The organism is Mycolicibacterium aromaticivorans JS19b1 = JCM 16368, from assembly GCF_000559085.1.
GTDB classification, from domain to species: Bacteria; Actinomycetota; Actinomycetes; order Mycobacteriales; family Mycobacteriaceae; genus Mycobacterium; species Mycobacterium aromaticivorans.
On record NZ_JALN02000002.1, the window covers coordinates 275,347 to 300,698 of the forward strand.

At 62.2% G+C, this 25,352-nt stretch carries 24 protein-coding genes and 1 pseudogene; 10 read left to right on the forward strand and 15 right to left on the reverse strand.

Going from position 1 to position 25,352, the window contains the following annotated elements:
• Nucleotides 1–26: 26 nt before the first annotated feature.
• A complete protein-coding gene (locus Y900_RS27585) occupies nucleotides 27–506 on the reverse strand; it encodes a hypothetical protein (protein WP_036348504.1) in 480 nt (159 codons plus the stop codon).
• Nucleotides 507–760: 254 nt separating this feature from the next.
• Here Y900_RS27585 and Y900_RS27590 point away from each other — a divergent pair, with 254 nt between their 5' ends.
• Together Y900_RS27590 and Y900_RS30560 are read left to right on the forward strand one after the other, a co-directional pair.
• Nucleotides 761–1,624: a hypothetical protein gene (locus tag Y900_RS27590; protein ID WP_051660512.1), complete on the forward strand. Its 864-nt coding sequence runs from the start codon at nucleotides 761–763 to the stop codon at nucleotides 1,622–1,624.
• A gap of 265 nt (nucleotides 1,625–1,889) precedes the next feature.
• Nucleotides 1,890–2,405 (forward strand): GNAT family N-acetyltransferase, encoded by a 516-nt coding sequence (locus tag Y900_RS30560; protein WP_157838293.1) that lies wholly within the window; start codon nucleotides 1,890–1,892, stop codon nucleotides 2,403–2,405.
• Nucleotides 2,406–2,428: 23 nt separating this feature from the next.
• Here Y900_RS30560 and Y900_RS27600 read toward each other — a convergent pair whose 3' ends face one another.
• Nucleotides 2,429–3,349 (reverse strand): LysR family transcriptional regulator, encoded by a 921-nt coding sequence (locus Y900_RS27600; protein WP_036348507.1) that lies wholly within the window; start codon nucleotides 3,347–3,349, stop codon nucleotides 2,429–2,431.
• 108 nt (nucleotides 3,350–3,457) lie between these two features.
• Between Y900_RS27600 and Y900_RS27605 the strand changes: the two genes are divergently transcribed.
• Together Y900_RS27605 and Y900_RS27610 are read left to right on the forward strand one after the other, a co-directional pair.
• Nucleotides 3,458–4,960, forward strand: a complete 1,503-nt coding sequence (locus Y900_RS27605; RefSeq protein ID WP_036348510.1) for a malate:quinone oxidoreductase — start codon at nucleotides 3,458–3,460, stop codon at nucleotides 4,958–4,960.
• Nucleotides 4,961–4,963: 3 nt separating this feature from the next.
• Nucleotides 4,964–5,966: pseudogene (locus tag Y900_RS27610) on the forward strand (IS481 family transposase).
• Here the strand turns inward: Y900_RS27610 and Y900_RS32880 are convergent.
• From Y900_RS32880 to Y900_RS27625, 3 genes are all read right to left on the reverse strand, one after another.
• On the reverse strand, nucleotides 5,963–6,208 hold the full coding sequence (locus Y900_RS32880; RefSeq protein WP_202807793.1) for a hypothetical protein: 246 nt from the start codon (nucleotides 6,206–6,208) through the stop codon (nucleotides 5,963–5,965). The pseudogene Y900_RS27610 and the gene Y900_RS32880 sit on opposite strands and share 4 nt — an antisense overlap.
• A 305-nt stretch (nucleotides 6,209–6,513) precedes the next feature.
• Nucleotides 6,514–6,915, reverse strand: coding sequence for a type II toxin-antitoxin system VapC family toxin (locus Y900_RS27620; protein ID WP_036348513.1), 402 nt, complete (start codon nucleotides 6,913–6,915; stop codon nucleotides 6,514–6,516).
• Between the two features lie 317 nt (nucleotides 6,916–7,232).
• Nucleotides 7,233–8,210 (reverse strand): prenyltransferase/squalene oxidase repeat-containing protein, encoded by a 978-nt coding sequence (locus Y900_RS27625; RefSeq protein WP_036348516.1) that lies wholly within the window; start codon nucleotides 8,208–8,210, stop codon nucleotides 7,233–7,235.
• A gap of 219 nt (nucleotides 8,211–8,429) precedes the next feature.
• Between Y900_RS27625 and Y900_RS31295 the strand changes: the two genes are divergently transcribed.
• Together Y900_RS31295 and Y900_RS31300 are read left to right on the forward strand one after the other, a co-directional pair.
• Complete coding sequence (locus Y900_RS31295) at nucleotides 8,430–9,149, forward strand: type II toxin-antitoxin system VapC family toxin (protein WP_081845395.1); 720 nt, start codon at nucleotides 8,430–8,432, stop codon at nucleotides 9,147–9,149.
• Nucleotides 9,150–9,224: 75 nt separating this feature from the next.
• On the forward strand, nucleotides 9,225–9,509 hold the full coding sequence (locus tag Y900_RS31300) for a GrpB family protein (protein ID WP_081845396.1): 285 nt from the start codon (nucleotides 9,225–9,227) through the stop codon (nucleotides 9,507–9,509).
• Here the strand turns inward: Y900_RS31300 and Y900_RS27640 are convergent.
• From Y900_RS27640 to Y900_RS27655, 4 genes are all read right to left on the reverse strand, one after another.
• Nucleotides 9,485–10,710 (reverse strand): IS3 family transposase gene (locus tag Y900_RS27640; RefSeq protein ID WP_192827621.1). Its coding sequence is split into 2 segments (ribosomal slippage): nucleotides 9,485–10,479 and nucleotides 10,479–10,710, totalling 1,227 coding nucleotides; the frame shifts between segments, so codons are not numbered across the junction. The two genes, Y900_RS31300 and Y900_RS27640, sit on opposite strands and share 25 nt — an antisense overlap.
• A gap of 17 nt (nucleotides 10,711–10,727) precedes the next feature.
• The gene (locus Y900_RS31305; protein ID WP_237752748.1) at nucleotides 10,728–11,165 is read right to left on the reverse strand and encodes an MFS transporter; all 438 of its coding nucleotides are present in this window, start codon (nucleotides 11,163–11,165) and stop codon (nucleotides 10,728–10,730) included.
• A 144-nt stretch (nucleotides 11,166–11,309) separates the two neighbouring features.
• On the reverse strand, nucleotides 11,310–12,392 hold the full coding sequence (mraY, locus tag Y900_RS27650) for a phospho-N-acetylmuramoyl-pentapeptide-transferase (protein ID WP_036348524.1): 1,083 nt from the start codon (nucleotides 12,390–12,392) through the stop codon (nucleotides 11,310–11,312).
• Between the two features lie 227 nt (nucleotides 12,393–12,619).
• Nucleotides 12,620–13,624 (reverse strand): serine/threonine protein phosphatase, encoded by a 1,005-nt coding sequence (locus tag Y900_RS27655; protein WP_036348526.1) that lies wholly within the window; start codon nucleotides 13,622–13,624, stop codon nucleotides 12,620–12,622.
• Between the two features lie 207 nt (nucleotides 13,625–13,831).
• On the opposite strand from Y900_RS27655, the gene Y900_RS27660 reads away from it, so the two are divergent.
• Complete coding sequence (locus tag Y900_RS27660) at nucleotides 13,832–14,644, forward strand: MerR family transcriptional regulator (RefSeq protein ID WP_036349018.1); 813 nt, start codon at nucleotides 13,832–13,834, stop codon at nucleotides 14,642–14,644.
• Nucleotides 14,645–15,429: 785 nt separating this feature from the next.
• Here the strand turns inward: Y900_RS27660 and Y900_RS33255 are convergent.
• The 4 genes from Y900_RS33255 to Y900_RS27675 form a co-directional block, all read right to left on the reverse strand.
• On the reverse strand, nucleotides 15,430–17,352 hold the full coding sequence (locus tag Y900_RS33255; RefSeq protein WP_051660515.1) for a serine/threonine-protein kinase: 1,923 nt from the start codon (nucleotides 17,350–17,352) through the stop codon (nucleotides 15,430–15,432).
• Between the two features lie 186 nt (nucleotides 17,353–17,538).
• Nucleotides 17,539–18,552, reverse strand: coding sequence for an ImmA/IrrE family metallo-endopeptidase (locus Y900_RS33815; RefSeq protein ID WP_081845397.1), 1,014 nt, complete (start codon nucleotides 18,550–18,552; stop codon nucleotides 17,539–17,541).
• Nucleotides 18,542–19,216, reverse strand: a complete 675-nt coding sequence (locus Y900_RS27670) for a hypothetical protein (protein ID WP_036348528.1) — start codon at nucleotides 19,214–19,216, stop codon at nucleotides 18,542–18,544. The genes Y900_RS33815 and Y900_RS27670 overlap by 11 nt, the downstream gene beginning before the upstream one ends.
• On the reverse strand, nucleotides 19,213–19,743 hold the full coding sequence (locus Y900_RS27675) for a sigma-70 family RNA polymerase sigma factor (RefSeq protein WP_036348531.1): 531 nt from the start codon (nucleotides 19,741–19,743) through the stop codon (nucleotides 19,213–19,215). Before Y900_RS27675 ends, Y900_RS27670 begins: the two co-directional genes overlap by 4 nt.
• A gap of 374 nt (nucleotides 19,744–20,117) precedes the next feature.
• On the opposite strand from Y900_RS27675, the gene Y900_RS32820 reads away from it, so the two are divergent.
• The 3 genes from Y900_RS32820 to Y900_RS27685 all read left to right on the forward strand — a co-directional run bounded on the left by Y900_RS32820 (nucleotide 20,118) and on the right by Y900_RS27685 (nucleotide 23,081).
• Nucleotides 20,118–20,279 (forward strand): hypothetical protein, encoded by a 162-nt coding sequence (locus Y900_RS32820; RefSeq protein WP_192827619.1) that lies wholly within the window; start codon nucleotides 20,118–20,120, stop codon nucleotides 20,277–20,279.
• Nucleotides 20,280–20,543: 264 nt separating this feature from the next.
• Nucleotides 20,544–21,689: an SAVED domain-containing protein gene (locus Y900_RS27680; RefSeq protein WP_036348533.1), complete on the forward strand. Its 1,146-nt coding sequence runs from the start codon at nucleotides 20,544–20,546 to the stop codon at nucleotides 21,687–21,689.
• Nucleotides 21,690–21,692: 3 nt separating this feature from the next.
• A complete protein-coding gene (locus tag Y900_RS27685; RefSeq protein ID WP_051660517.1) occupies nucleotides 21,693–23,081 on the forward strand; it encodes an SMODS domain-containing nucleotidyltransferase in 1,389 nt (462 codons plus the stop codon).
• A gap of 408 nt (nucleotides 23,082–23,489) precedes the next feature.
• Here Y900_RS27685 and Y900_RS27690 read toward each other — a convergent pair whose 3' ends face one another.
• Nucleotides 23,490–24,506 (reverse strand): hypothetical protein, encoded by a 1,017-nt coding sequence (locus tag Y900_RS27690; RefSeq protein ID WP_131536333.1) that lies wholly within the window; start codon nucleotides 24,504–24,506, stop codon nucleotides 23,490–23,492.
• A 175-nt stretch (nucleotides 24,507–24,681) separates the two neighbouring features.
• Entirely contained in the window at nucleotides 24,682–25,320 is a 639-nt protein-coding gene (locus Y900_RS30575) for a DUF6308 family protein (protein WP_051660518.1), read from the reverse strand.
• Nucleotides 25,321–25,352 lie beyond the last annotated feature (32 nt).

Below are 25,352 nucleotides of genomic sequence, written 5' to 3' on the forward strand. Positions count from 1 at the left end.
AAAAAACAGGATTCAGAACAGCCGCATCAGGCCTGGGACATGTCCGCCCCGTGCGCGGTAATCCTCTGCGCCGAGGCCTGCAACCGCTGCCGGGTCTGCTCGATGTGCTCCTGCATCGCCGCGAGCCGCTCGTCCATCTGCGACACCAACAGAACAAGGTTGTGCGGGTCGGTCCCCTCAGCCAACACCGCTCGCGCACCGGTCGCCGCCGTCTGCGAGATCGCCTTGGCCGACTGGTTCGCCTCCTGGGCGTGCGCGACCGCTTCCGCTACCGAGCTATGCAGAGCATCACTCAACGCCACCGCGCGGGCATCATCGCTGCGATAGCGACCTGCCGCCTCCCCGGCCGCCGACGCAAGGCCGCTGTCCCCATCAGGAAGATCCCCGCCCGATGGCGCCGCACTGCGCTGCAGCTCGCCGCTGTGACTCTCCGCAGGGAACAGCGACACGGCGGCAGCAAGAATGCGGTCCACCTGCGCTACGTAGCTTTGCGCGGCGAAATCCATACCAGCCAGGATAGAGCCTGCGCATTTAACTGGGCTCGCCCATAAGGTAATTAGTCAATCTAATTGAGCTTGTAGGTTCCAGTTTCCCGCGGCGGATGACGTCGCCGCTGCCTGTGTCTTTCCGAATTCCACTCAGGACGGCGGTCCGCCGAGCTGCTTGGCGCTGAGAACCTCTGCGCGCCCATACGCTTCTAAGGCGTTCGTCCCTCGTGCGCCGCCGTAATCGGCTGTCCAGCGCGAATACGCTAACGGACATGAAGTCGTGGGATTTCTGGACGGAGCGCACGGTTCCTGGTACTGACCCGTGGGGCGGCGAGGAGGGCACTGAGCGGGTCCTTAATGAGCAGCTGCTCAAATCCCTCACGCAGGGTCCGGTTGCAGACCGCACCGACATCGAAGTGGCGGTGGCCCTGGCCCGCTTCGCTCACGAAGAGTTCGAGGGCCACGGCACCGGAGGCGCCGACATCACCCAGGACGAGTCGGTGTTGGTGGTCCGCGCGCTCAAGGCTGTGTTGACCCGCTTAGGCATCACTACATTCGATCCACCCTTCAGAGACTTCAACACTTTCTACAAACACTGGCGCTCCGAGGGCGCAAGCGGACCCGGCGGTTGGCAGGCCCGGCGTGACATCCTGGACAAGTACTTCGAGCCGCTTCACAAAATGCTCGACGAGCGCGAAGCAGGCTCAATAACATCCACCCTCGCCGCTGCCATCTCACCCCGTAAAGTCACCGGCTGGCCGCGCGTCGACGAGGAGATCTCTGAGCTGCGCCGCCACTTCGAATCGGCTTCAACGCAGCAGGACTACTCCAACGTGGGAAATGACTGCGTGGCAATCCTGGAAGCGCTGTCGGCCACCGTTTATGACCATTCGAAGCACCAGCGCGGTGACGACCCTGAGCCGCCCGTCGCGAGTACGAAAGTCAGGCTCGAACGCTACGTCGAGGTCGAACTCGCGGGAGCGGAGAATGCGGAACTACGCAAGCTTGCGCGAGCAACCATTGAACTGGCCCAAGCGGTTAAGCATCGCCGCGCCACAGTGTCTAGGTTCGAGGCCGGCATCGCTGCAGACGCTGTAATCCTCCTCGCCAACATGCTTCGCCGGATCCAGCGGTAGACCGGGCCGGATCGCCGGCATCATGTCTGATGGACCGCCTCCGCGCGTTACAGGCGGCGGACGTCGAGAGCCGTCTCGATCGCGGCTCGTCCTGCTGATTCGATGAAGTACGCTCCGGCGGTGTCGTTTTCAGCGACGCGGCGGGCTCGATCAGAACGTCTCAGATCTAAGGAACTTGGACGGCTCAGTTTCTGTCTCGCTTCTGGGCTGGCGCGCATAGGAAAGCAAGATGTGGGCAGCACCGGGTGTCTGCGAGAATCCGTCGATGACACCTGCACGCATCGTCCTTCGTGCGGCGACAGCTGATGATGACTCGTTCATCATCGAGATGGCGCGGCACGCCTGCGTCATTGAGGATCGGCCTCTTCCCGACCCCGACGACGACGACGTATCGGAGATGCTCCCGCCTGCTGGGGTGGTGCCGATCATCGCCGAAGATCACAGCGGCAGACCGCTCGGTGCGGTGTGGACCTATTACGGCAGTCCACCGTTGCGGTGTGACGCTGGTGGTGGCGTGCCGTTGCCCGAGCTGTGCATTGCCGTTGCGCCAGGGCGACGGGGTGCCGGTGTAGGCGGGCTGCTGCTTGACGCGCTCTTCGCTGCCCTCGCGGAAGACCACGACGCGATGTGCACCAACGTTCACGTGCGCAACCCCGCCAAGCGCCTCTATGAACGCAAAGGGTTTCGCGGTGACGGGCAAGGCAATGGTCCGCTAGGACTCGCTCTGATTAAAGACTTACGATCAAGTGCCGCAACGGGTTCTGAGTCGACGCCTGCATAGCAGGGCCGACTTTGTGGAAAGCCCTAACTGTTGCGGGTCATGATGTTGGTTGCGGCGGTCGGCTCGCGGTGACTTAGCAGGTAGTCGTTGAGGCGGCGGGTTGGTGCTGACAGGATGGTGGTGCCCCATGCCAGTGCGATTGTGCGTGTGTAGTGCGGTCCGGCGAGTGGGATCTCAGTGATACCGGTGGGTGTGCGGTCGTCGTGGGGTAGCAGTGCGATGCCGAGGTTTCGGCTGATGAGTTCGCGGATGGTTGCGAACTCGGTGACTTCGATAGCAATGTCTGGGTCGTATCCGGCCTCGCGGCACCAGGTTTCGGTGAGTTGGCGCAGGTTGTAGCTGGGCGGGTTGGCGATGAACGTTTCGCCTTCGAGAGCGTCGAGTTGCAGTTCACCTGCGGCCGCGAGGTGGTGGCCCTCCGGTAGGACGACATAGATTTGTTGGGTGCCGATGGTGGTGTGGTGGAGGCGCTCGGGTGCGGGGATGACAACGGCCAGGTCCAGGTCGCCGGCGAGTAGGTCCGCTTCGAGTTCGGATCCGTGGGCCTGTTTGAGTTGAACCCGAATTCCTGGGTGCTGGTGTCGGAAAGATGCGAGTAGGTCGGGGATGTGTCCGGATCCCATGGTCAGCGGGAAGCCGAAGCGCACGGTGCCGTGATCGGGGTCTGCGTCGCCGGTGATCTCGGCGAGGATCTGGTCCAGCTCGTCGAGTGGACCACGGGCCCGTAACGCTAGACGTTGCGCCTCGGGTGTGAGTCGAACCGTTCGGCCGTCGTGAATCAGGAGGGGAACGCGCAGTGTGGCCTGCAGGGCGTTGATACGCCGGCTCATCGATGACTGCGGAATGTCGAGGCTGGCTGCCGCTTGCGTCATGTGGCCGTCGTGGATGGCGAGCGCGGCCAATGCCCGTAGTTGTGGCGCAAGCTGCACACTCCATTGATCCATAATCGGATGATATCGCTCCAATCATTCATTGGACGGAACGGATGTGCTTGGCGAATCGTGGACATCACCACGGCCCGAAACCATTGATTGGACGAAAGTTGGTGTCACATGGCTCCATACCCCCAAATCGCTGAAGGCAACGCCAGCGTCGAGGAGGTCGCTGATGTCGTGTTGATCGGCGGCGGGATCATGTCCGCGACATTGGGATCGATGCTCGCAGTACTCGAACCCGGCTGGCGGATCGTGATGCTGGAGCGCGCCGACGCGCTTGCCACCGAGAGCAGCGACCCGTGGAACAACGCCGGCACCGGACATAGCGGCTTCTGCGAGCTCAACTACATGCCCGACCCCACCGACGGCGCCAAACCTTCGGCTATCGCAGCGCAATTTCAGATGAGCCGTCAATGGTGGTCTCATCTCGCGGCTGGGGGGGTGCTCGACCCGGAGACATTCGTGCACACCGCCGGCCACATGGACGTGGTGTTCGGCGATCACGACGTCTCCTATCTGCGTCGCCGCTTCGAGACCCTCACCTGCGATCCGTTGTTTTCCGGCATGGAGTTCAGTGCTGACCCCACGACGATTGGGCAATGGGCGCCGCTGGTCATGAAGGGCCGCGATCCGGGCGAGGTCGTCGCGGCCACTCGCCATCCTGGTGGCACCGATGTCGACTTCGGTGCTCTCACCAAGGGGTTAACCCGCATCATCACCTCGCGGGGTGGTGGGCAGGTCCGCTTGGGTCATGAGGTGCAAGCGCTGCACCAAGACAGTGACGGATCGTGGGTTGTGCGGGGCCGCAACCAGACAGGTGACTTCACGGTGCGCGGACTGCGGGTGTTCGTCGGTGCCGGCGGGCACGCACTGCGGCTGCTACAGCGTGCACATCTTCCCGAGGTCCGCGGATACGCTGTCCTGCCCGTCGGTGCGACGTTCCTGCGATGTTCCGATCCGGTCGTGGTGAACCAGCACGACACCAAGGTCTACGGCCAAGCTGAGATGGGGGCGCCACCGATGTCGGTGCCGCACCTCGATAGACGAGTCGTCAACGGCACGCCACACCTGATGTTCGGACCGTATGCAACGTTCAGCACCAAACTTCTCAAATACGGCCGGTGGACTGACTTCTTCACCACCATTCGCTGGCACAACGTGCACGTGATCGCAGCGGCGGTCCTGCAGAACCTGACGCTGATCACATACCTGCTCACTCAGCTAGCCGCCCAGCCGCGAAGGAGGTTCGCTCACCTTCGGCGCTACTACCCCCGCGCCGACCCAAAACAGTGGGAACTCTTCGCGGCAGGACAACGCGCGCAACTGATCACCCCCGACCGCCGCCGTATCGGGGTTATCCAGCAGGGCACTGAACTCGTCGTCAGCGCCGACGGATCCATCGCCGGTCTCCTCGGCGCATCCCCTGGTGCATCGACTGCCGTGCCGATCATGATCGACTTCCTGCAACGCTGCTTTCCCCACGACTGGCGCACCTCGTGGAACGCAGAAATGACTACGGCGATACCTGCCCTCGCCATCAGCCGCTGGGACACAACAGCAGTAGACGAGTCGGACCGGACGACCACCCCTGCTCTGCACCTGAACATCAATGAGGGCTGATCGGTGACGCACGCCAATGCGCCACTGAGCGTGGAAGGCCGTCGTCGACTCGTCGCACGATGCGAGCACCGCCCCATCGCACACGTCGCCGCACGAGATGGGCATCTCGCGGGCATGCGCCACCAAGTGGGTGCGGCGCTACCGCGAGTTCGGCGACCTCGGACTCCACGACCGCTCCTCGAGCCCACACGGTCAGCCCACCGCCACCGACGCCAATGTGATTGGCTAGATCGAACGGTTGCGCCGAGAACGCAAATGGCCAGCTTCGCGGATCGCATTCGAACTCCGCGGCGACGGTGTGACGATCAGCCGACGCACCGTGACGCGCCACTTACACCACCTTGGATTGGACCACCGCAAGTTCATTGACCCGAGTGGCGAGTCCAACCGCGCAACGCGCACGATCACCGCCCACCGACCCGGCCACATGGTCCACGTGGACGTCAAAAAGGTCGGTCGCATTCCCGAGGGCGGCGGATGGCGAGCCCACCGCAAAGGCAGCCCCGAAGCCAAAGCAGTCGAACGCGCCAAGACCAAGGGTGCCCGCGCAGGCTACGTCTACCTCCACTCCGCAGTCGACGGATACTCACGGCTGGCCTACACCGGAGCACTGCCCGACGAAAAGGCAATCACTGCAATCGGTTTCGTGAATCGAGCCAGAGTGTTCTTCTCCGCCCACGGTATCGATCGCATCACCCGCCTGGTCACCGACAACGGCGCTTGCTATCGGGCGGCCGATTTCGCGAAAGCTCTCCACGGCGCGCGACATCAGCGAGTCACCCCGTACGCACCACGCCACAACGGAAAAGCAGAGCGCTACAACCGAATCCTCGCCGAAGAATTCCTCTACGCCCGCACCTGGACGTCAGAGGAGCAACGCGCCAATGCCATCGGCATCTGGCACATTCACTACAACTACCACCGGCCACACACAACAGCCGGAAACCAACCACCAGCATCGAAACTAGGAACCGGCGTCACCAACGTCATGGCCTCCTACACCTAACGACCAGAGAGCCAGTCGCCGATCTGTGCAAGATCCGCTTCGGTCAATCCTGACCTGGGATCGACGCGATGAAGCAGAGCAGGCCCTGCGTGATGTGTGTTGACCCATGCACGGTCGATGTCGGAGATTTCGTCGTCGACCCAGACGAAGCGGCGGCCAGCGGCAGTGGCGATCAGTGCCGCCGTCTTCCAGTGCAGGGTGTCGACCGGATCCTCCAATGGCGCTTCGGGCAGATCAGCCACGGGTAACGGTGGAAGTCCAAGTAGCGGGGCGATCACTTCGTTGGCGTCGTGCATCCAGGCCGTGGCCCAGACCAGCTCGCAACCAAGCTAGGAGACGTCGGCCAAGGGTGCGGTCCATCCCGACCAACCGCGGGTTGCGGTGACTCTGCCATTCTTGCCAATCAATTTGCGACGCATCGAATTCCGCGCATCCATCGTTGTATAGCAGGGTGCCGTCCACGTCGAGGAATAACAGCGGGCGACCGACCACTACGGCAATCTATCAAGCCCACATCAGCCCACCTTGCCGCGCGATAACGGCGATTCTATAGGCGCAGGATGTCAGCCGGGAGCGCGGTTTCGACGAACCCGCGCGCCGCTGCTGCGAGTTCAGTGTCTGCGGTTGCCAGTGCGTCCGCCTGGAGCTGGGTCAGTGCGATGTATTCGGCTCGGTAGGTATCCGACCAATTCAACTTGGCGGCTACTCGCCATGCGTGGTCCTGCAGCGATCGGTCACCGAGGAGTCGGATGCGGAGCCCACGAATACCATCGAGAACCTTGCGTCCGGCCCGTTCATCGAGATCACCGCGGTGAACCGATTCGTACACGAGGGCAAGCACCTGCGAGCGCAGCAGCGTGGGAGCCGTCAGGCTGTGCTCGGATGGAATGGTCGCTCCGATGGTGGCGAGGTTGATGGCCACCGGAGCGTCAACAACGAAAATTGTCATGACCGTACCGTCGCACAAGCCATAGGTGGTGGCACATCCCTGACGGTCCAGGCCGATATCAGCAGGACGGCTCGTTTCTAGAGAAGTTGGACGACTCAGATCCTGTCTCAGGTCAGACTGACTGGTTGACAGTCGGATTGAGCAACACCACCTGTCGGCGGAGTCGTCATCACGTTGATGGTGCTGTCACCTTCAGGGTGGATATCTTGGGTCTGCGGCAAACCGTTTCCGGGATCAGCGTTCTGGACCTACCTTGCCGCGAGCGTGGTGGGTCGATGGCCGACCCATCGATCAAGCGGCGGGTTCAACTGTCACGATCACCCATGGGCGGAGTCCCACCAGGCGAGCACTCTCGTCCCGATCAGGGTCAGCCACTTCGATGGCTCACCTGCAGGTGCATCTATCTCGAACCACACTCGTCCAGGCTGGCGCCCAGCCTGAAGCCAGGTGCCATCGGATTGCCTTGCGGCCCGTATCATTTCGATGGCGTCGCTTATGCGAAGGTCGGGTTGCACGCCATCGAGTAGCGCGGCCTGGCGGAAGTGATCCGCGGCGTTGAGCGCGCTGTACGTCCAGCGGAAGGGGTAGGCGAAGTGGTTGACCCACGGCCCGACTTGTTCACCGGTCGAGCGGCGACGCCAGAGATGGCGCTGCAACAAATATTCTGAACCCGCGTGCCGTGCGTCACGGGTGGCGTCGCTGCCACCGGTGATAGCGTCGTAGGCGAGTAGGCCCTTCAACGAGTTCAGTGTTGAATGGAACGACGAGCGTGTGGAGCCCTCGACCCACTCGCAGTTCCAGCCGCCGTCGGGCAGTCGATGCTCGACAAACCATTCGACGAGTCCGGTGACGTCGGCGCCGAGCCAACCACCGTTGGCGATGGTCCAGGCGTTGATGCAGCAGTCGACCTCGCCGCTCCAATAGGGCAGGTCCTCGTATTCCCATCGGCTGTTCTCAGCGAGCAACTCGGCGGTACGACGCTCGCGCAGGACGTCAGGATCTAGGCCCCACTCCCGCAGCGAATTGAGCGTCCACGTCGTTGCCGTCCACGGCATCCCTTCGCCCTCTGCCTCAGGGCCGTCGAAGTCGTAATCGGCCGGGAAGAACGCGCCACCCGCCCACTGTCCGTCCGTATCTTGTTGGGCGAGAAGTCGCTTGCCCCATCCTTCGGTGGCGACACGTGCACGTGTTGCCTCCCAGACTTCTCGAGGTTCGTGCACGACGTCGCGCTCGACCTGCCAACGCAGCGCCGGATCGGAGTCCAACAACCACTCAATGGGGGCCTCGGGGGTCATGGCAGCGGATCTTAGGGGACACATACGACGCGTTCGGTCTCCTCCCGGGGGTCTCGGCGGCACCGTGGGCGTCGATGCGTTCCATGACCGGTGGCACTCAATCGTTGGTGCGGCGTTGGTCAACATGAATGCCGATGGCCGGTCCGTTCGCTTTCTTGGTCGGGCGTGGTGACCGCCGTCTTGGGTGCGCCAGCGCCCGTACCGCCTTAGCCTGAGGCCGTGGACTGGGAGTTCGAGGCCGAGGTGTTCCAGTGGCGTGGCCCTGCACCGTACTTCTTCGTCGCTACACCTACCCACGTCAATGACTTCCTGCACGCTCACCACGGTGAGCTGACCTACGGCTGGGGAGTCATTCCGGCGCAGGTGCGCATCGGTGCCACGGAGGTGACGACGTCGCTGATCCCGAAGGACGGCGTGTATCTGGTGCCACTGAAAGTGGCGCTCCGCCGCCCCGAAGGCATCGACGATGGCGATGACGTGCGGGTAGGACTGCACGTCGGTAGGCAGGACGTCAGTGGTCAGTGCGAGGGTACGGCCATGACTACGTTCGTCATCGATGCACGGGTGGCTATCGACCTCGCTACTGACGGCGCGGCCATCCCGCCGGAGCACAGCCTGACTGCTCCCACGCTACTGCGCTCGCAAGTCCTCGCCCTGGTGTACGACTCGGTGCGCCGCGGGGAGATCGACGATCGGACGGCCCGAAAGATCCTCCACGATGTCCGTGGGCTGGGCATCCGGTTCCTTGGCGACCGATCCCTGGAAGACAACGCATGGCAGCTAGCCATCAAGCTGAACTGGCCCGACGTCCACCAGGCCCAGTACATCGCACTCACTCAACTGCAAGCCGATGCGCTGGTCACCGCCGACGACGACCTCGCCTTGGCCGCACGGGCTTTCGTCAAGATCGCCTCCCCCGCCGACATCTTGCGGTCCTAGACCAGGGGTGACTCCGTGCTTCTTGTGTGCGATTGACAGTCAGCCCCCTAAACCGCAGTTGGAGGGAAACTTGGCATGCCGGCCGACGCTGAGGCCCCGCCGCCCTGGGCCACAGAACCTGTTGATCTCGTCGGTGCAGATCCGAGCTGGGCTGTCCGTGGTGAGCAGGAACGCGATTACCTCGAAACGATGCTCACACCCTGGCTGATCGGCCGCATCGCGCACGTCGGGTCCACCTCGATCCCCAATCTGCCAGCCAAGCCAATCATCGACCTCCAAGCGCCCGTAGCCGATCTCGCCGATGCTGATCCGCCCCGGTGTGTTCGGAGGCTCTGTTACTTGAGTGCCTCCTCGGTTTGAGGGTGCTGGAGGCGATGGTAGTAGAGCGCTTCGGCCCGGTCCGGTGTCAGGTCCTGGCAATAGCCATTGGGTCGCTGACGGTTGTAGAAAGCGACCCATTCGGCCGTTGCCAGGGACAGTTCGGTAGCGCCGGGATAGAGCGGTTGATGGTCGATGAGTTCAGTCTTGTAGCTGCTGTTCACCGATTCGGCCAGAGCATTATCGAAACTATCCCCGACGGTGCCGATTGACGGCAGTATGCCTTCGAGGGCCAGGTGCTCGGTGAACGCCACCGCGGTATATTGCGAACCCGCATCCGAATGATGAACAAGATCAGCCAAAGTCGTTGCACCGGAACGCTTCCTGGTATCGATAGCGTGATTGATCGCATCGGTGACCAGCTTCTGAGTCATCTCGGTGGCCACTTTCCAGCCCACGATCTTGCGGGCATAAACATCAGTGACGAACGCCGTATAGGCCCAGCCGGCACGGGTGCGGCAATACGTGAAATCGGCGACCCACAACCGGTCTGGTGCACCGGCGACGAAACACCGCCGGACCCGATCCGGAGCCCGAGTCGCTGCCGGGTCAGCGACTGTGGTGCGCACCCGCCGCCGCTTGCATGCACCACGCCAACCCATTTCCCGCATGACCCGCTCCACCACGCACCGAGAAACATCGAGTCCATTGGTGCGCAACACAATCCATGTCTTCCGGGCACCGAGAACCTTGAACAGTGCCGAAGATCGCCGCAGCCGCCAGATAGCGTCAATAATCTGCGCATCAGCCAGATCGGCTTTCGACGGGCCACCACGGGCCCGATGCGCGTAATACGTCGACGGGGCGATCGTGACGCCGTACTCATCCAGCACGGCGCACATCGACTCGACACCCCACTTGAGACCATCAGCGCCCACCCGGTGTCCCTGGTGGGCGCTGATGAACTCCACGACTACTGAGAGGGCCGGTCCAGTTCGGCCGCGAAGAAAGCTGACGCCGCCTTCAAGATCGCGTTGGCCCGCTTGAGTTCGGCGTTCTCCCGACGCAGCTTGCGCAGGACTTCGGATTCCTCACTGGTCTGCCCTGCCCGCACACCACCGTCGATCTCGGCCTGGCGAACCCACTTACGCACCGTCTCAGCAGTACCGACACCCAGCAGATCAGCGACTCGACCCATCGCCTCCCACTCCGACGTCGAATCGCCACGCAGATCCACCACCATCTGCACAGCTCGCTGCTTCAGCTCCTCCGGATACCGCCTCGATGACTTCGCTCCCACGTGCCCATCCTTCCCAAAAGAAGAACTCTCCGGACACACCGGGGCGGATCACCGAACGACAACAGCGCAATCACCAACATCCAGATCTGCAGTTCCCCAACAAGCCACAGAGCAGGAACTGCGCCCAGACACAGTGCTCGCCCGACGCTGGCCGACACCAGCACTGGTTTACGACGCCACCTATCGGTGTACGCCCCGGCGAGGAGCCCGAGCACTGCGTAGGGCACGAACTGGGCGGCGTTGACGACGCCGACCTCCAACGGTGTTGCGCCGAGTAACTGAACCACCAGGACGGGCATCGCTACAGCCGTCACCGCTGATCCGAACGAACTGATCGCAGCAGCCGCCCAGTAGCGAAGAAACGACGAACGGGGGGCTGAGGCAGGAGCGTCCCCCATTAACTCACTCTCTCATGCCCGCTCAACTGATCGAGACAACCAACGGCCACGGCCCACCTGCCTGTCTCATTTGTAGAGAATATGGAACGTCTCATGTCCTGTCTCGCATGAAGTGCCGGTGTACCGCCTGATGACGGGTTGGGCTTAGATGCCGGCGGCAGTCAGCCATTCGCTGTAGAAGAGCGCGACCCCGAGCCCGCAGGAGATGGCGGCGATCAGCCAGAACCGAATCGTCAACGTGGTTTCCGGCCAGTCCATCAGTTCGAAGTGGTGGTGCAGCGGAGAGTTTCGGAACACCCGTCGGCCGGTAGTCCGGAACGAGATCACTTGGATGACGACCGAGGCCACTTCAGCGACGAACAGTGCGCCCAGGATGATGGCCAGGGTCTCGGTGCGGCTGGTCACCGACAGCCCGGCGACGATGCCGCCCAACGCCAGGGAACCGGTGTCACCCATGATGATTTTGGCGGGTGCGGCGTTCCACCATAGAAAGCCAATGCAAGCGCCGGCGGTCGCAGCGGCTACAAGAGCCAGGTCGAGTGGATCCCGGACGTAATAGCACCCGGGCGTGGGGGCGACAGCGCATTGGTTTCGGAACTGCCAGAAAGTGATCAGGACGTACGCGGCGGCCACCATTGCCATGGCGCCCGCGGCAAGCCCGTCGAGACCATCAGTCAGGTTGACAGCATTCGACCAGGCAGAGACGACCACGATGCAGAGCAGCACGAACAGCACGGGCGGCAGTGTGACCGCGGCGATGTCGCGGACGTACGACAGCTCAGCGCTACCAGGAGTGAGACCGTTGGCGTTGCGGAAGTGCAGCGCGAGAACGCCGAAAAGAATGGCCGCGATGAGTTGGCCAGCGCTCTTGGCTCTCTTGTTCAAGCCGAGATTGCGGGCGCGCCGCAACTTGAGAAAGTCGTCGGTGAAACCGACAGCACCTAGCGCGGTGGCCAATCCGAGCACCAGTAGTCCTGATGCGGTCGGGCCTTCACCTCCGAGCATGAGCTCGGCAAACAGAGTGGTGGTGAGGTAGCTGGCCCAGATCGCTGTGAGGATCGCCAGGCCGCCCATTGTCGGCGTTCCCCGCTTGCGTTGGTGACTTTCCGGGGCTTCGTCACGTATCGGCTGGCCTAACCCGAGTCGGGAGAACACTCGTATCAAGACAGGCGTGAACAGACAGGCGACCGCGAACGCTACACCAGCGGCTATAAGTATCGATCTCATCAATCGATGCAGTTCTCGGGTGCGCGAATCGACTGGTCACAGTCGCACGGCATCGAAACCCCCACCCCCACCGAGCCAGTATCGCTTAGCACCAACGAAGCCACCCCACAGCGCCGACAATTGCGTCTCGCTCCTAGGGAACCGAGAGCGATCAGATCCTGTCCTCTCAGGCGACTAGGACGGAGACCGGCTCTACCGACGTCGGCGATCACCCGCGGGGCGCTGGCTCAATCTCCCTCATAGAGCGGGTACACGGCGTGGACGTCGCCGTGGAACAGTCTGCCGTAGAAGGCGTTCATCGTCGCGGCGGTGGATGCGTGCCGCGTCACGATCGCGGCGATCGGCGGCGGCACGTCATCCGGCACGTGTCCAGCGGCGCACTGGCGTACATACTCGTTGTGGACGGCTGGGCTGCCTTTGGGCACTCCGCAAACGTCGGTCACTATCCAGTTGACGAGTCGCATGGCGGCGTAGCCGGCGTCATGCGCGACGTGCCGTGCAGTGAAGTCGCGCTCAGCGGGTGACAGGTCGAATAGCGGCGAGATGGCCAGCCCGAAATCGCTGAGATAGATCCGCTCCATGTCGGTGCGGATGTTGCCGAAATGCCCGTCCATGTGCAGCAACTCCCGATCCCGCAGGAACGTCACGATCTCGAAAAGCTGCCGCTCGACTGCGACAGCCTTGTCAGTCGGGTTTGTTCGCAGCCAGTCCTCTATCGGGTGTGGGATGTATTCGCAGAACAGCACAAGGCTGCACGTGGCGGTGGCCAGCGCTTCGAGACGGGTTCGCACGGCCGGAGAGCCGCCTTGGGAGGTGACGGCGGCGTCGATGTCTGCGTGTTCGGCGGCGACCGGCGACCGGCCAGGTAGTACCCGCCAGTGGTAGAGGATCGGGAACGATTGCGTCTCACCGGCCAGGACGGCGTCAGTGACGCTAAGGTTTGCGGCGAGCTCTCGCCAGGCGTTGAATCCTGGTCCGCCGATACCGTATTGGCAGAACATCGGCAGGTCGAAGAGGTTCGCTGTGGAACCCGAGTTGGCGATCTCCCGGTTGGTCAGTGGGATCCGCTTGGTGAACACCGGCACGCTGTCGACGTCGATGAGTTCCGAGCCGCCGCCGACACCCACGTTTATGACTCGACCGGTTCCCACCAGCGCCGCCAGCTCATCATCGCTGCGGGACTCCAGTAACGCCGAGACTCTTCGGTGAAGGGCAGCTCTGGCAGCTGTCATCGCATGAGTGTGTCACCGACCGGAATGGCAGAGTCACTGCAGGCCACTGCGTGTGTCTCGTTTGTAGAGATTCGAGGTCGATCAGGTCCTGTCCCACACGACGGGGCTTCAGTTGCTTAAGCCGGTCAGTCCTGGACCAATCGAGGTAGCAGGGTCACCCCGGGAGGGCTTGCACATGACACGGTGTCATGCGCGATCGTGGTCTTCATGTATTCGATTGGTGCGTTCGCGCAGTTGGGCGGGGTCAGTGTTCGCATGCTGCGCCACTACGACCACATCGGACTGCTGGTGCCCGCCGAAGTCAATCCCAGCACTGGACGACGCCTCTATGACGCCAGTCAGATCTCACGGCTCAACCGGCTGGTTGCGCTCAAGCATCTTGGTTTCCCGCTAGAGCAGGTCAGGACGCTTCTCGCCGACGGTGTCGACGCAGCCGAGCTCAGAGGAATGCTGCGCATGCGTGCGGCCGACCTAGAGACGCAATTACTTCGAGATGGACAGACCCTCGACCGGGTCCGTGCACGGTTGCGGTTGATCGAAAGCGAGACGACGATGACCATCACCGATGTCGAGCTGAAGACCATTGCCCCGCAACGGGTTCTCGCGCTGCACCAGTTTGTTGGCGAGGAAGCTGACGCCAACGAGCTCGATGTCGAGGCACTCTTCGAACGCGTCATTGCGCTGATGGACGACGCCTCCGCGGACCGTGCCTCGCCCATCTCCTGGCGAGATGATGACGAGCACACACTGCGCCTGCACGCAGGTTTCCTCGCACCGGCCGCGAACGTGCCGGGCCTCGATGTCGTCGAGCTTCCGGGAGTCTCAGTCGCGTCGGTTGTGCGACGCGGGGCCGTTGCGGACATGAACGAGGCTCACCAAGCCATCGCGCGCTGGGCCGAAGGCGACGACCACGCACTGAGCGTTCAAAGGGGTCGGTGGCGCGAGCTCTACCTGGAAACCAACGACACCGACCACTCGGACTGGCTCGTTGAAGTGCAACTCGAACTCGCGGCCACCTGAACGCGACTTGCACTGACGATCCGTCTCGGATCTAGAGAATCGAGACATCGCTCTGGGCCCCGCTCCCCAGGCCGTAATCCCAGGCCGCGGTGTCTCATATCTCACACCGCGCGTCTCGGATCTTGGCGTCACCTCCTGATAGCTAAACGGCCTAGGCAATGTCCAATCTCGACGGCGGGCGCTGTGAGCGTTGCGAGGGGGCCGATCACGGCAGTCCGTAGCGGCGCCGCAGCTCCTCGCCGCTGATGGTGTTGCCCGCTGCGAAGTCTGCATCTGCGGCACTAAGTTCATTGCGCAGGTCAGTCTTGGCCGTCCAGCTCTCCGTCGATGTTTCGCTCGTAGCGCGATACCCACATTCATTGGGGGTTCAATTGCGGATGCTGAGAGAGCGATGGCGGCTAGTGCTACCGGGCCCCGATGGCATCGCGTCGCGGGCATGAACGTCGCGACCTGCGCGGGCTTCCTCGTTGGCACCTTCCGCGCGGATATCGGTGAGGCTCTCTCGTCTCGTGTAGGTTCCAGTTTCACTTGGCGGATGCCGTCGTCTCTAGCAGTGCGTTTCCAAAATTCCGCTCAAGATGGCCGACGCTAAATTCCATTTTCGATGGCGGATCCTAGAACCACACGGTCGTCCAGATCTTGATCCCGAGCAACCGGGGGGGTGCGAGCACCGACGCCAGGAAGGCCGCAATCCTGCCGCGGGCCGAGATGGGTTTGGGCTTAGCGGAGTAGGTCGTCAGCCCGGCGGTTCGGTGTACACGCCGACGTCAGGCAAGCCGGGGCGCTCACCAGCCCCACGCCAGGTCGCCGTTCAGGTCTGCCTTGCAAGTGGCGATCCCGTCGGTCTGCACGACACGGGCGCGCGCCCCGGGCTCGCTGCACGCCGACCCGACCTGGACCGCCGGCCGACTCTGGTGGGTCTTGTCTCTCCACGAACCCGTCTCCATGCTGCAGTACAACGTGCCATCTGGTGATACATCGCCGGACTCAGCTGGGGTGCATGGCTTGCCTTCGTACAGGAGCGGAGCCGCGGTGGTCGTCGTCACCGCGGTCGAAGTGACCGCGGGCGTCGCCGGCTTGTCCTCCCCGACGTAACCGCTTCCGCCCCAATGCAAGTCCTTGTCGGTCCATGTCCCGTTGGCGCACGAGGGTGTGCAGTCGTTCTGGTGTTCGCGAAGCACGTATCGTCCGTCGACGCCGGGACCGATCAGCTCGGTGTCGAGCATGTCCTCACCGATTGTCCTGAACCCCTGTGCGGTCGGGACCAACACCAGAACCATTGCAGGGTCGTGAGCTCCGCCGCCGTGGTAACGAATGAAGAGATTGCCGGTGCTATCGGTCGCTGGCTCGGCAAACTCGAATCCGTAGCCGAACTTGACGGGAATCGGCATGAGAACCAATCCGGCAGCGGTCACAGCAGAGATGCAGGCGCCGTCACCGACAGCGGCGCCGTACGACGGTGTCTGGGGGATGACGAAAACCCGCATCCGGCCCAGATACGGATGCTCGAGGTCGTGGTGAGCGGTGGCGGTACCTGGGCAGCCTGCGTTTGGTGATGGGTTGTCGGGCAGCGGCGCGGCCTGCGCCGATGACGGCGGCGCGCTCACCGGGGGCACGGTTGCTGTCGAAATCTCCGCCGTTTTGGCCGCCGGCGCCGCGGCTTCATCGCTCCCGCCACGGGTGACGTAGATGCCGACCGCCGTCGCAGCGACTGCGACCGTCGCCACCACCGCCGCGGCGATAGGCACCGTCCGAGACTTTGACTGCGGTCGCGGCAAGGCCTTCGCTGTGACCTTCCGCACCTGCGTCGGCTCGTTCGACGGCTGCGTGACCGCTGCCATGGTCGGCGCGAACGCTGCGACTTCGCCGCCAGCCGCCTCCTGCAGCGCGGTGACGAACTCCGCACAGGACTGGTATCGGTCGTCGGGGCGCTTTGCCAGCACCCGTTCGAAGACCGCGTCCATACCGTCCGGAAGACGCGGGTTGACTGCGGTGATGGACGGCACCGGCTTGGCTAGGTGCGCGGACATCGCCGAGGCGATCGAGGTTCCCGTGAACGGCGGCTTCCCGGTGAGCAGGTGGAACGCGGTGCAGCCTAGGGAGTAGATGTCCGACCGGTTGTCGACCTCCTCGCCCTCGATCGCCTCCGGCGAGATGTACTGCATCGTCCCGATGGTCATCCCGGTGGACGTCAACGAGGTGGACTCACCGGCGGCCTTGGCGATGCCGAAATCCGCGAGCTTCACCGACTCAATCTGCGGCGCCCCATCGGTCTCGTCGATCCCGACCAAGATGTTCGCGGGCTTCACATCGCGGTGCGTGACGCGTTGCTTGCGCCAGGCGTGGTCCAACGCCGCGGCCGCGGCACCTACCAGCTGGACCGCAAGGTCGGGGTCCAGCGGACCGTCGACTCTGAGCAACTCCGAGGCGTCCGTGCCGTCGATGTACTCCATCGTGATCCACAGCCGGCCCTCGAACACGCCGCGGTCGTGCAGCGTGACGATGTTCGGGTGGCTCAACTGAGCGAGCAGGTCCGCCTCGCGCTGGAACCGCACCTTGAAGTCGTCGTTGCGGGAGACCCCGGCGTCGAGCAGCTTCAGCGCGTCCTGCCGCGGTAGGCGCGGGTGCTGCACGAGGAACACCTGCCCCATCCCGCCCGCACCGAGCTGACGGATGACGCGGTACCCCGCGATCTCGGTGATTTGCACGCTGTGAGTGTGGCAGGCGCGTTCGCTCACGGGACCGGATCCCGTGGGCCAAGCCCCGTCATCTGCAGGAAAATGTGCTCGAGTGAGTACCCTCCTGCGTCGCGAGGCATCAAGAGTCCTAGCGCAGCGGCAGCCGGGCGTTGCCAGGTGCCGATCAGCTCTCCATTTATGCAGACGTCAGCCCGCTCAACGGCAGTCTTCACACAAGCCGCCGACCAGCAGATGCCGTTGGAACTTCAAGTAGCAGCCCGTGCAAGTCTCTTCGCGTTCAGCGCGCCGATCGCATTTACATCGCTTACATGAAGGACAGAACTGTTGGCCACAGTCATCGCAGGGATAGCCGCGAACTGTTAAGGTTCGGCCACAGCAGGCGATCTCGGCAGATGGCCTTCGGTCGAATTCTCCGGGTGCATCAATGTGGAGTTGTTCGGAGTTCCACAAGTCTAAGTCGGCCAGAATCGCCATGACACGGGTGCCCTCGCAAACCGCGTCCGCGTAGTACTCACGCTGGGTGCCCCACGGCGCACTCCAGTAGCTAAGTCTAGTCCAACTGTCTCCGGACCGCATGTTGAGGAACGGGTGGCCAGTGGGCACGGCATTCCCCGGCCATGGAAAGACGCTCGGCCAGCCCTCCTCGACGTCAGGCATCACGCTAGCGTAAGCGACGCTGCCTGAGGCTCTGTCGATCAAAACCACTGAGCCGGAACAGGTTAAGCGCTTCGCCAGGGCGATAGCACATACGGGCCCACTTGCTTCGCTTCGGTTATACAGCTCGATTACATGCGAGGCGCGGACAGGTCCAGCGCCAACGACTGAATCAATCAGCGCTTCCGGGAGCAAGAGCCGCTGGGCGATTCTGTCGCACAACGTTTCGAGCATGCGTTGTGGTTCTGATTGATCCGCTAGCCAGTCATAGAGCTCGTCCTGTTGCTCGACTAGCCAGTGCGCGAGTTCGTGGGCCAACGTGAAGTTCTGCCGTTTGCTCCAACGTGTCGGCGCGTAGAGGATCACACCGTCCTGTAGATACGAAACTCCATCGCATGCGCCGCCGTCGTCTCGTCGTTGGGAGAGGTGCTCTACGGCTTGAACCTTCAGATTCAAAGCGTTGCAAAGGGTGTCGATAGGGTCAGCGGCAAATCTGGTGCGCGTGCCCGCCTCTAACTGATCAAGCGCAAGTTTCGTAGCGCGGTCAAGATCCATGATTGGGATCTCGTTCCTCCATCGCGGTGATCAGTGCATCGAGTGACTGCAACATCTGATCTTGATCGGGGCGATCGCCACGGTGGACAGTTGCAAGCATCCGCGATTGCAGTGCCGACGACGCCAACGAATGCGAAACACCTTGAAGCCGCGCCCATCTCCGTGCCAGGCCTTCAAAACGAGCAGACCGGACGATCGAAGCAAGTGTTTGAGTGTCAGATGACGAACTTCGATCTATCGTCAGTTCCTCTGGCGAGACGCCGAGGGCTTCGGAGATGGCCTTTATCAGTGCTGGCGCCACATTCGCGTCTGTCTGGTTTTCCCATTGGAAAACGTCCCGCACAGCGATGTCCCACCCTCGGGTCTGCAAACGGCCAGCGATGTCGCTTGGCTTGAGCTTCGCGTTCTTTCTCGCGCGAGACATGGCGCGAGGATCCAAGCCAAGACGTGGATCCGGGATCAGTCCGAGCATGGCGGCGACTGGGTCCGCCTCCAAGGGAGGAGCTTCGTGGCCCGCCTCCCACAGAAGTTCTGCCACGTCTATTAGCGAAGCGATCTCAGTGCGATTGGGTTCAGGCCAGTCGGCAGTGAAGGACTCAATGTCCTTGTGCGATCTGGAATCCAGGAAGTCCTGCAGAATCCTGTCACGATCTTCGTTGGTCATCTGCTCCCTCCTGTCAAACCCATCGCTTCTCTCAATGTTTGGATAGCTGCGGCGCTGATTTGGCTCACGCGAGCCGGTGTGACACCCAATTCGGCCGCGACCTCAGATCTTGGACGATCACGCGCAACGTACTCCCAGGCCACATACCTTTGCTGGTCGGTGAGCAACGGGAAGTGTTGCGTCACCTGGCGCGCCTGCCGTTGCCGATCGATGGCGTCGTCGATGTCCTCAACGTGATATCGAGGGTCTGCGGTGTCGTGTTCCTCAGCCAGCGGCGGGCCCGCGTGGCGGACTACCGCAGAGTCAAGGATGTCGAGTGCGCGCCGTTGGGTGATCCTGATCAACACCGCTTCCCAGCTGATCACATCCGCTGGGGGCGATTTCATCAATGAGACCATGGCCGCTTGGACGGCGTCCCCGGCTTGGTCAGCCAGTCCGGCCTCACGCAGCACTTTAGCGGCGACCCTGTACATCGCGTCGCGATGCCTCTGATACAACGCCGCCCAGTCTGGATGACCGGGCATCATCCAGCCACCACCGATAGGCGATCAGCACGGTGGCGCGCCATTCCCACCTCCAACTCCTTCGCTACGCACGCCAGCTTGTTCTCGATCTTGGGCTTACAACATGTAGTCGATACAGATGCTCGTCGAGTTAGGAATGCCGACAACGACCAATGCCGGGGATATGCGGGCACCTGCAACCGGCCGCCGATCCAATGCCGGCAGAACTCACGCTGACCTCGGTGACGTGCAGTTTCCTAGCTTCACCTTCGTCTTCGGCAGCTGAACACGACACAGCGATGACGCGTACTAACTCCACTGTCGGCTGTGTCGACTACTAGATGAGGACATGCGACAACACAGCCGGCGCGAGAGTCCTCAGGGAGGAGGTGAGCACCATGGCGAAGAACACCAGGCGCGACTATCGCGTCGGCGCGGTCAAGGGCCGCAGCGAGTTCAAGGTCGGGCAGACTTGGTTCAAGCGGGACACGGCCACCGGGCGAATCCTGGACGGCAGCCCGCACGAACACAAGGGCGTGCGCAACGAAAAGAAGAAGTAGAGATTCTCGCCGGCGGCTGGGGCCTCCAGCCGCCGCCACGCCACCCGCAGACTCGACAGTCTGGCGTACACGAGAGCACCGCCGGTTCCACTGATCTACGTGTGCGCTCGACGCCTCAACCTATGACGCGTTTCGATCAGCAACGTATCAGGCTGTATACCACCAGAATTCCGTACCGGCCCACCTAGGTGCCACGCGATCGGTGGCCGTTACAGGTACCGATGCAATCACGGCGCAACCGCCCACTTCAGAGGAGACATTACGTTGGCGCTCACCGAACTTGACCGCCGCACGTTGTGGGTCCGAGCCGGAGGCCGCTGCACCCTGTGTAAAAAGTATCTTCTCGAGGGCGGCCTCAGCAGCAAGGAAGTCCCCCTCGGGGAGGGGGCACATATTGTTGGCGCAGTCGAGTCGACGAAATCGCCCCGCGGACTTGATCCCCTGCCCGTTGAGCAACGGGATGAGGTCGACAACATCATGCTGGCGTGCTCGGGCTGCCACACCGAGATCGACCAACAGAAGGTGGCAGGTCTGCTTGACGTGGACTTCCTTCGACAGCGCAAGCGTGAACACGAGGCCGACATCCGAACGCAAACCGACCTCCTGAAGGACAAACGCACCGCGATTGTCCGGATGGCCGGTGACATCCGTGGCGACGTCATGCAGCTCCCGCGCGCTGCAGCCGCTGAAGCTGTCATCCGTAATGCGCAACGATTTCCGAACTTCTTGGAATCCTATGACCGTCAAGGTGTCGAGATCGACCTGCAAAGACTGCCGGGCGAGCACCCACTTGCCCCGGGGTACTACGACCAGGCAGTCGCCGTGATCGACAGCGCAGTCGACGGTCGGATACGACCGGGAATCGTCAACGGCGATATCTCGCACCTGAGCGTCTTCGCGATCGCCCGGCTGCCGCTGCTGATCTACCTGGGGTTCAAACTCGACGACGGGGTACCGCTCGACATCTACCAACGTCACCGCTCCACCGACTCCTGGATGTGGCCCCAAATCGATGACCCAGGAACCGATTTCAGCGTGTCATTCATCGGCGGGGAGACCTCCGCCACAGCGGGTGTACTCGTCACCAATCTCTCCGGAACAACACCTCCGAGCGACCTCCCCGATAATCTTCGCGACTTGCCGATGTGGACGCTGCAACCAACCAGCCAGCCCGCCGAGGACATCTTCTCTCACCCGGCGGTCCTGGCCCGTTACACCGCTGCGGTACGCACCTACTTCACCAATCTAGAAGCGACACACAAACAGCTGCGCAGCCTCCATGTGTTCGGAGCGTTGCCGCTGGCAGGTGCACTCGCTTTCGGGAGCATCCTCAAGTCCGCCAATTTGCGACCGACCATCATCACTTACGACCGGACCGGCGAAGGCTATCGCCGGGCCTTGGAGGTATAGCCCGTGCCCACCGATTTCGACGCCCACTTCACCGCCTTCTTAGAGAGCACGGTAAATCTCAAGCAGCACCGCCTCGACCAGCTCGATGCCCGTGTGTCGGCAATTACCAACGCATTTAAGAAGGATGCGCAGATGGGCAGCCTGTACAAGGAGCACCTACCGCAAGGTTCGTGGGCCCACCGGACGATCATCGATCCAGTCACCGAATACGACGAATTTGACGCCGACATACTGCTTCACCTAGAGAACGTTCCGGAATGGAACGACAACCCAAAGATGTACCTACAACAGGTCCGAGCCGCGTTCAAACGCACCAGCCAATACAAGGACAAGCTAAAGCGGAAGAACCGCTGCGTGCGCATCTCCTACGCCAACGACTGCCACGTCGATGTGGTGCCGGCGATCACCCTTGAGAACGGCAATCAAGCCATCATCTTCTACCGCGACAACGTATTTGAAGACACCAACCCGGTTGGATTTGCAGACTGGATGAAAGAACGCGACGACATCAGCGGGGGCCAGCTGCGGCGGGTCATCCGATTGCTGAAGTGGCTACGCGACTTCAAGAACACGTTCACGTGCCCCTCGGTGATCCTGACCGTAATGCTCGGCGGGCGAGTCCAGTTCTGGGACCCCCAAACCGCATACTCCGACACACCCACCGCCCTCGTGCATCTCCTGGAGGCGTTGCACACCTGGTTGGACGCCTACCTTGGAAGCCCACCGCTAGATGACCCAAGCTGCCCCGGTGTCAGTTTCAGCCACCGCTGGGACGACCCCACCATCATCGCCAACTTCAAATCGAAGATCGCTGACTATGCCCGATGGGCCCGCGAAGCCTACGACCTGCAAGGCGTTGACGACGCCGCAGCCCTCACCGCATGGCAGAAGTTATTCGGGCCCGAATTTGCAGCCGACGAGGTAAAGGCCGCCCGCAACGACATCGTGGCAGCCAAAGTCACCCGCGAGCTCGCCGCACGCGTCACCGTGTTGCCGCCAGCCGAAATCGCACCAGACGAGGAATTCATCCACGATCGGTACCCGGTCAGCGCTCCGCGTTACAGCGCCAATATCGAAGCGACCATTATCAACTTGCCGCGCAACAACTTTCTGCGCAAGAGGCGAGTCGTTGCAAAGAGCCGGGAGTTGCAGTTCAACCTGCGCACCGATACACCCGAACCCTACGAAGTGCTGTGGAAGGTTCGCAACCACGGACCCGAGGCAGCCCGCGTGCCCGGCGGCCTACGCGGCCAGATCCGCATCGGTGGCAACAAGACTCGCAACGTCCACAACGAATCGACCCTCTACCGCGGTTCACACTACGTCGAGGCGTACGTGGTGAAAGATGACATGGTGGTCGCAAGCGACCACCACACCGTGACAATCGAATAAGCAGTCGCGCCGGACATGGCGCTGGCCCGTGTCGCTACAACAGGTATCCCGCCAAATCGCCGATAACAACCAACTATGTCTGGCGCGAGTGCGGTCGGAAATCATTCCCGATAGCTAGATAGGCTACGCAACTTCCACTCGAAAATGGCGGATCCGCCATCGTCCGCCATTTTGAAATGGAATCCGCCATCTTTGAGTGGAACCTACATCTCGTCTTCTCGTGTAGGTTCCACTCAACGTTGGCGGATGCCGTCTCCCCTATCTGCGCCTTTCCGAAATTCCACTGGTTATGGCGGACGCTTAATTCCATTTTCGATGGCGGATCCTAGAACCACACGGTTGTCCAGATCTTGATTGCATGCCGTACAGGGGAAATACGTTCGAGGCTGCGACCCCGTGTCTCGGCGCTTACTCCGCGACGGGAGGACGTAGATCTGGAGAATCTGCTGCGGCAACGATCTCGGCGGCGACGACGATGGCGTCTTCCGACTGCGCACGGCTGATGCTTCTCTTTGTATGGATTGCATCGTTGCGAACGTGGACGAGTCTCTCGCGGTAACGATCCGGGAGCGTGCCGCCACATTCATCCAGCCAATATCTGCAAAGCTGCCCGAGCGTACGGCGCTCGAGTTTCTGGTCCACCTCCGCATCGTCGAGGCCCTTTCTTGCTAGGTGCGTGGCGATCATCTGGGTGACACCAACCTCGGCCGCGGTACCTGCGTCGATGGCGGCCCGCCTGTGGTCGTAGCCCAGGTACATTGAGCGGGCATCGCGCAGGAATAGCCATGCTGCGGAGGGCATTCCGTGGTCTTCTGCTGATCTCATACACTGCCTCAGCTTGTCGGCGGTAAGAGGCGAATACGGGAGCATGACGTACCGACCCGGTTGAGCTGCCACGAAGGTCACTTGATTCTTGTCGCCGTCGCCGTCGAGCTGCGTCCAGAAAGCTGTTCCGTTGAAGTGCCAGCCTGGTGACGCAGGGCCGAGCCGTGACAAGTCCTGTTGGTAGAGCACCTCGATCCAGGCGGCAACGGACCGCCACCAGACGGGGGCACCGCGCGCGATGTCCTCAGCGAGCATGCGCACGCCAGCATCATCGGTGTCGACCTCGACTACGGTCCGCAGTCGTTTTACTTGCGCTGCCGTCGGAACTCCCCCGTCGCCGGCGCGGTGAGTCACCTCACCCCACAACGGACCGTCGGAGGAGGCGCTCGCTACTTCGTTGGCAGGCAGTCTGATCCCGCGGAAATGCCATTCCGGCTCTGCCAACGGCGGTCGCTCGACATTCATGGCGTTCATATCAATGGGCGGCAGGGTGATGACGACCTGATGTCCGGCTATGCGTGCTGGGTAACGCTGCTGCAGCGCATCCACGACGATTAAGACCGCGACGGGACACTGGATGAAGCCTTCTAAGATCCTCACCCCGTTTACCATCCTCCGACGTTTGGAGGTTTGAACTTCGACTGCATCTCACAGTCAGGCTCACCGGGGGCCTTTCAGACTTGCATCAGGATGGTGGCACCAGGTTTCCTCGATCGAAGGACTCCATTCCTGCGACGTGACGCCGAGATACTTCGTCGTCGGTGCTTGGCGCCGCTCACTCGCTTCGGGGCGTGGCCCTGCCCGGTTTCGGTGCGGCAGCCATCCAGAGTGCAACGTCGATTCGGCGCAGCAGTCCGACGTGCGCGGGAGCGTTTCGGCATGCGCGCTCGATGACGCTGCGCCGCTGGTCGTCTTTGAGCTGGTCATGCATGGACACCCAGAACAGTTCATCGCGTGGAGCCAGCATCCGATCGACCCGCTCGTCGAAGATGGGGATCAGTCGAGGTCGTTTGGCAGCCATGAGCTTGCCAGCGGTCACACCACCAACCTGAGGCAGCTGTTTGAGGGCGGCGTGCAGATCATCGGCCGCGCTTCCCACGCTGACATCCAACCGGCCCACCGACCACAAATCCATCTCACGTGGGATAGCGCGAAGTAGGGCGTTGAAACGCTCGGTGTCGGTGATCAGCAACCTGGCCGCCGCCTCCGGGGGCACCTCCACACTGAGCGCCTCGACGGCCACAATGTCGCTGGCCTCAAACCGATTCGGATCGCCGATCGCAGCGAAGTGATCGAACCAGCGCCCGGTGAACATATCGCCCGGCTCGGCGTCGAAATAGCGCCGAAGATCGCGATCGACTTGCTCAGAGTTCTCGTCGAACCACTGCGTCAGATCAATTTTGAAGCTGGACATCTGCAACCTCCGGGCTCGGTGTGTTCGCCATA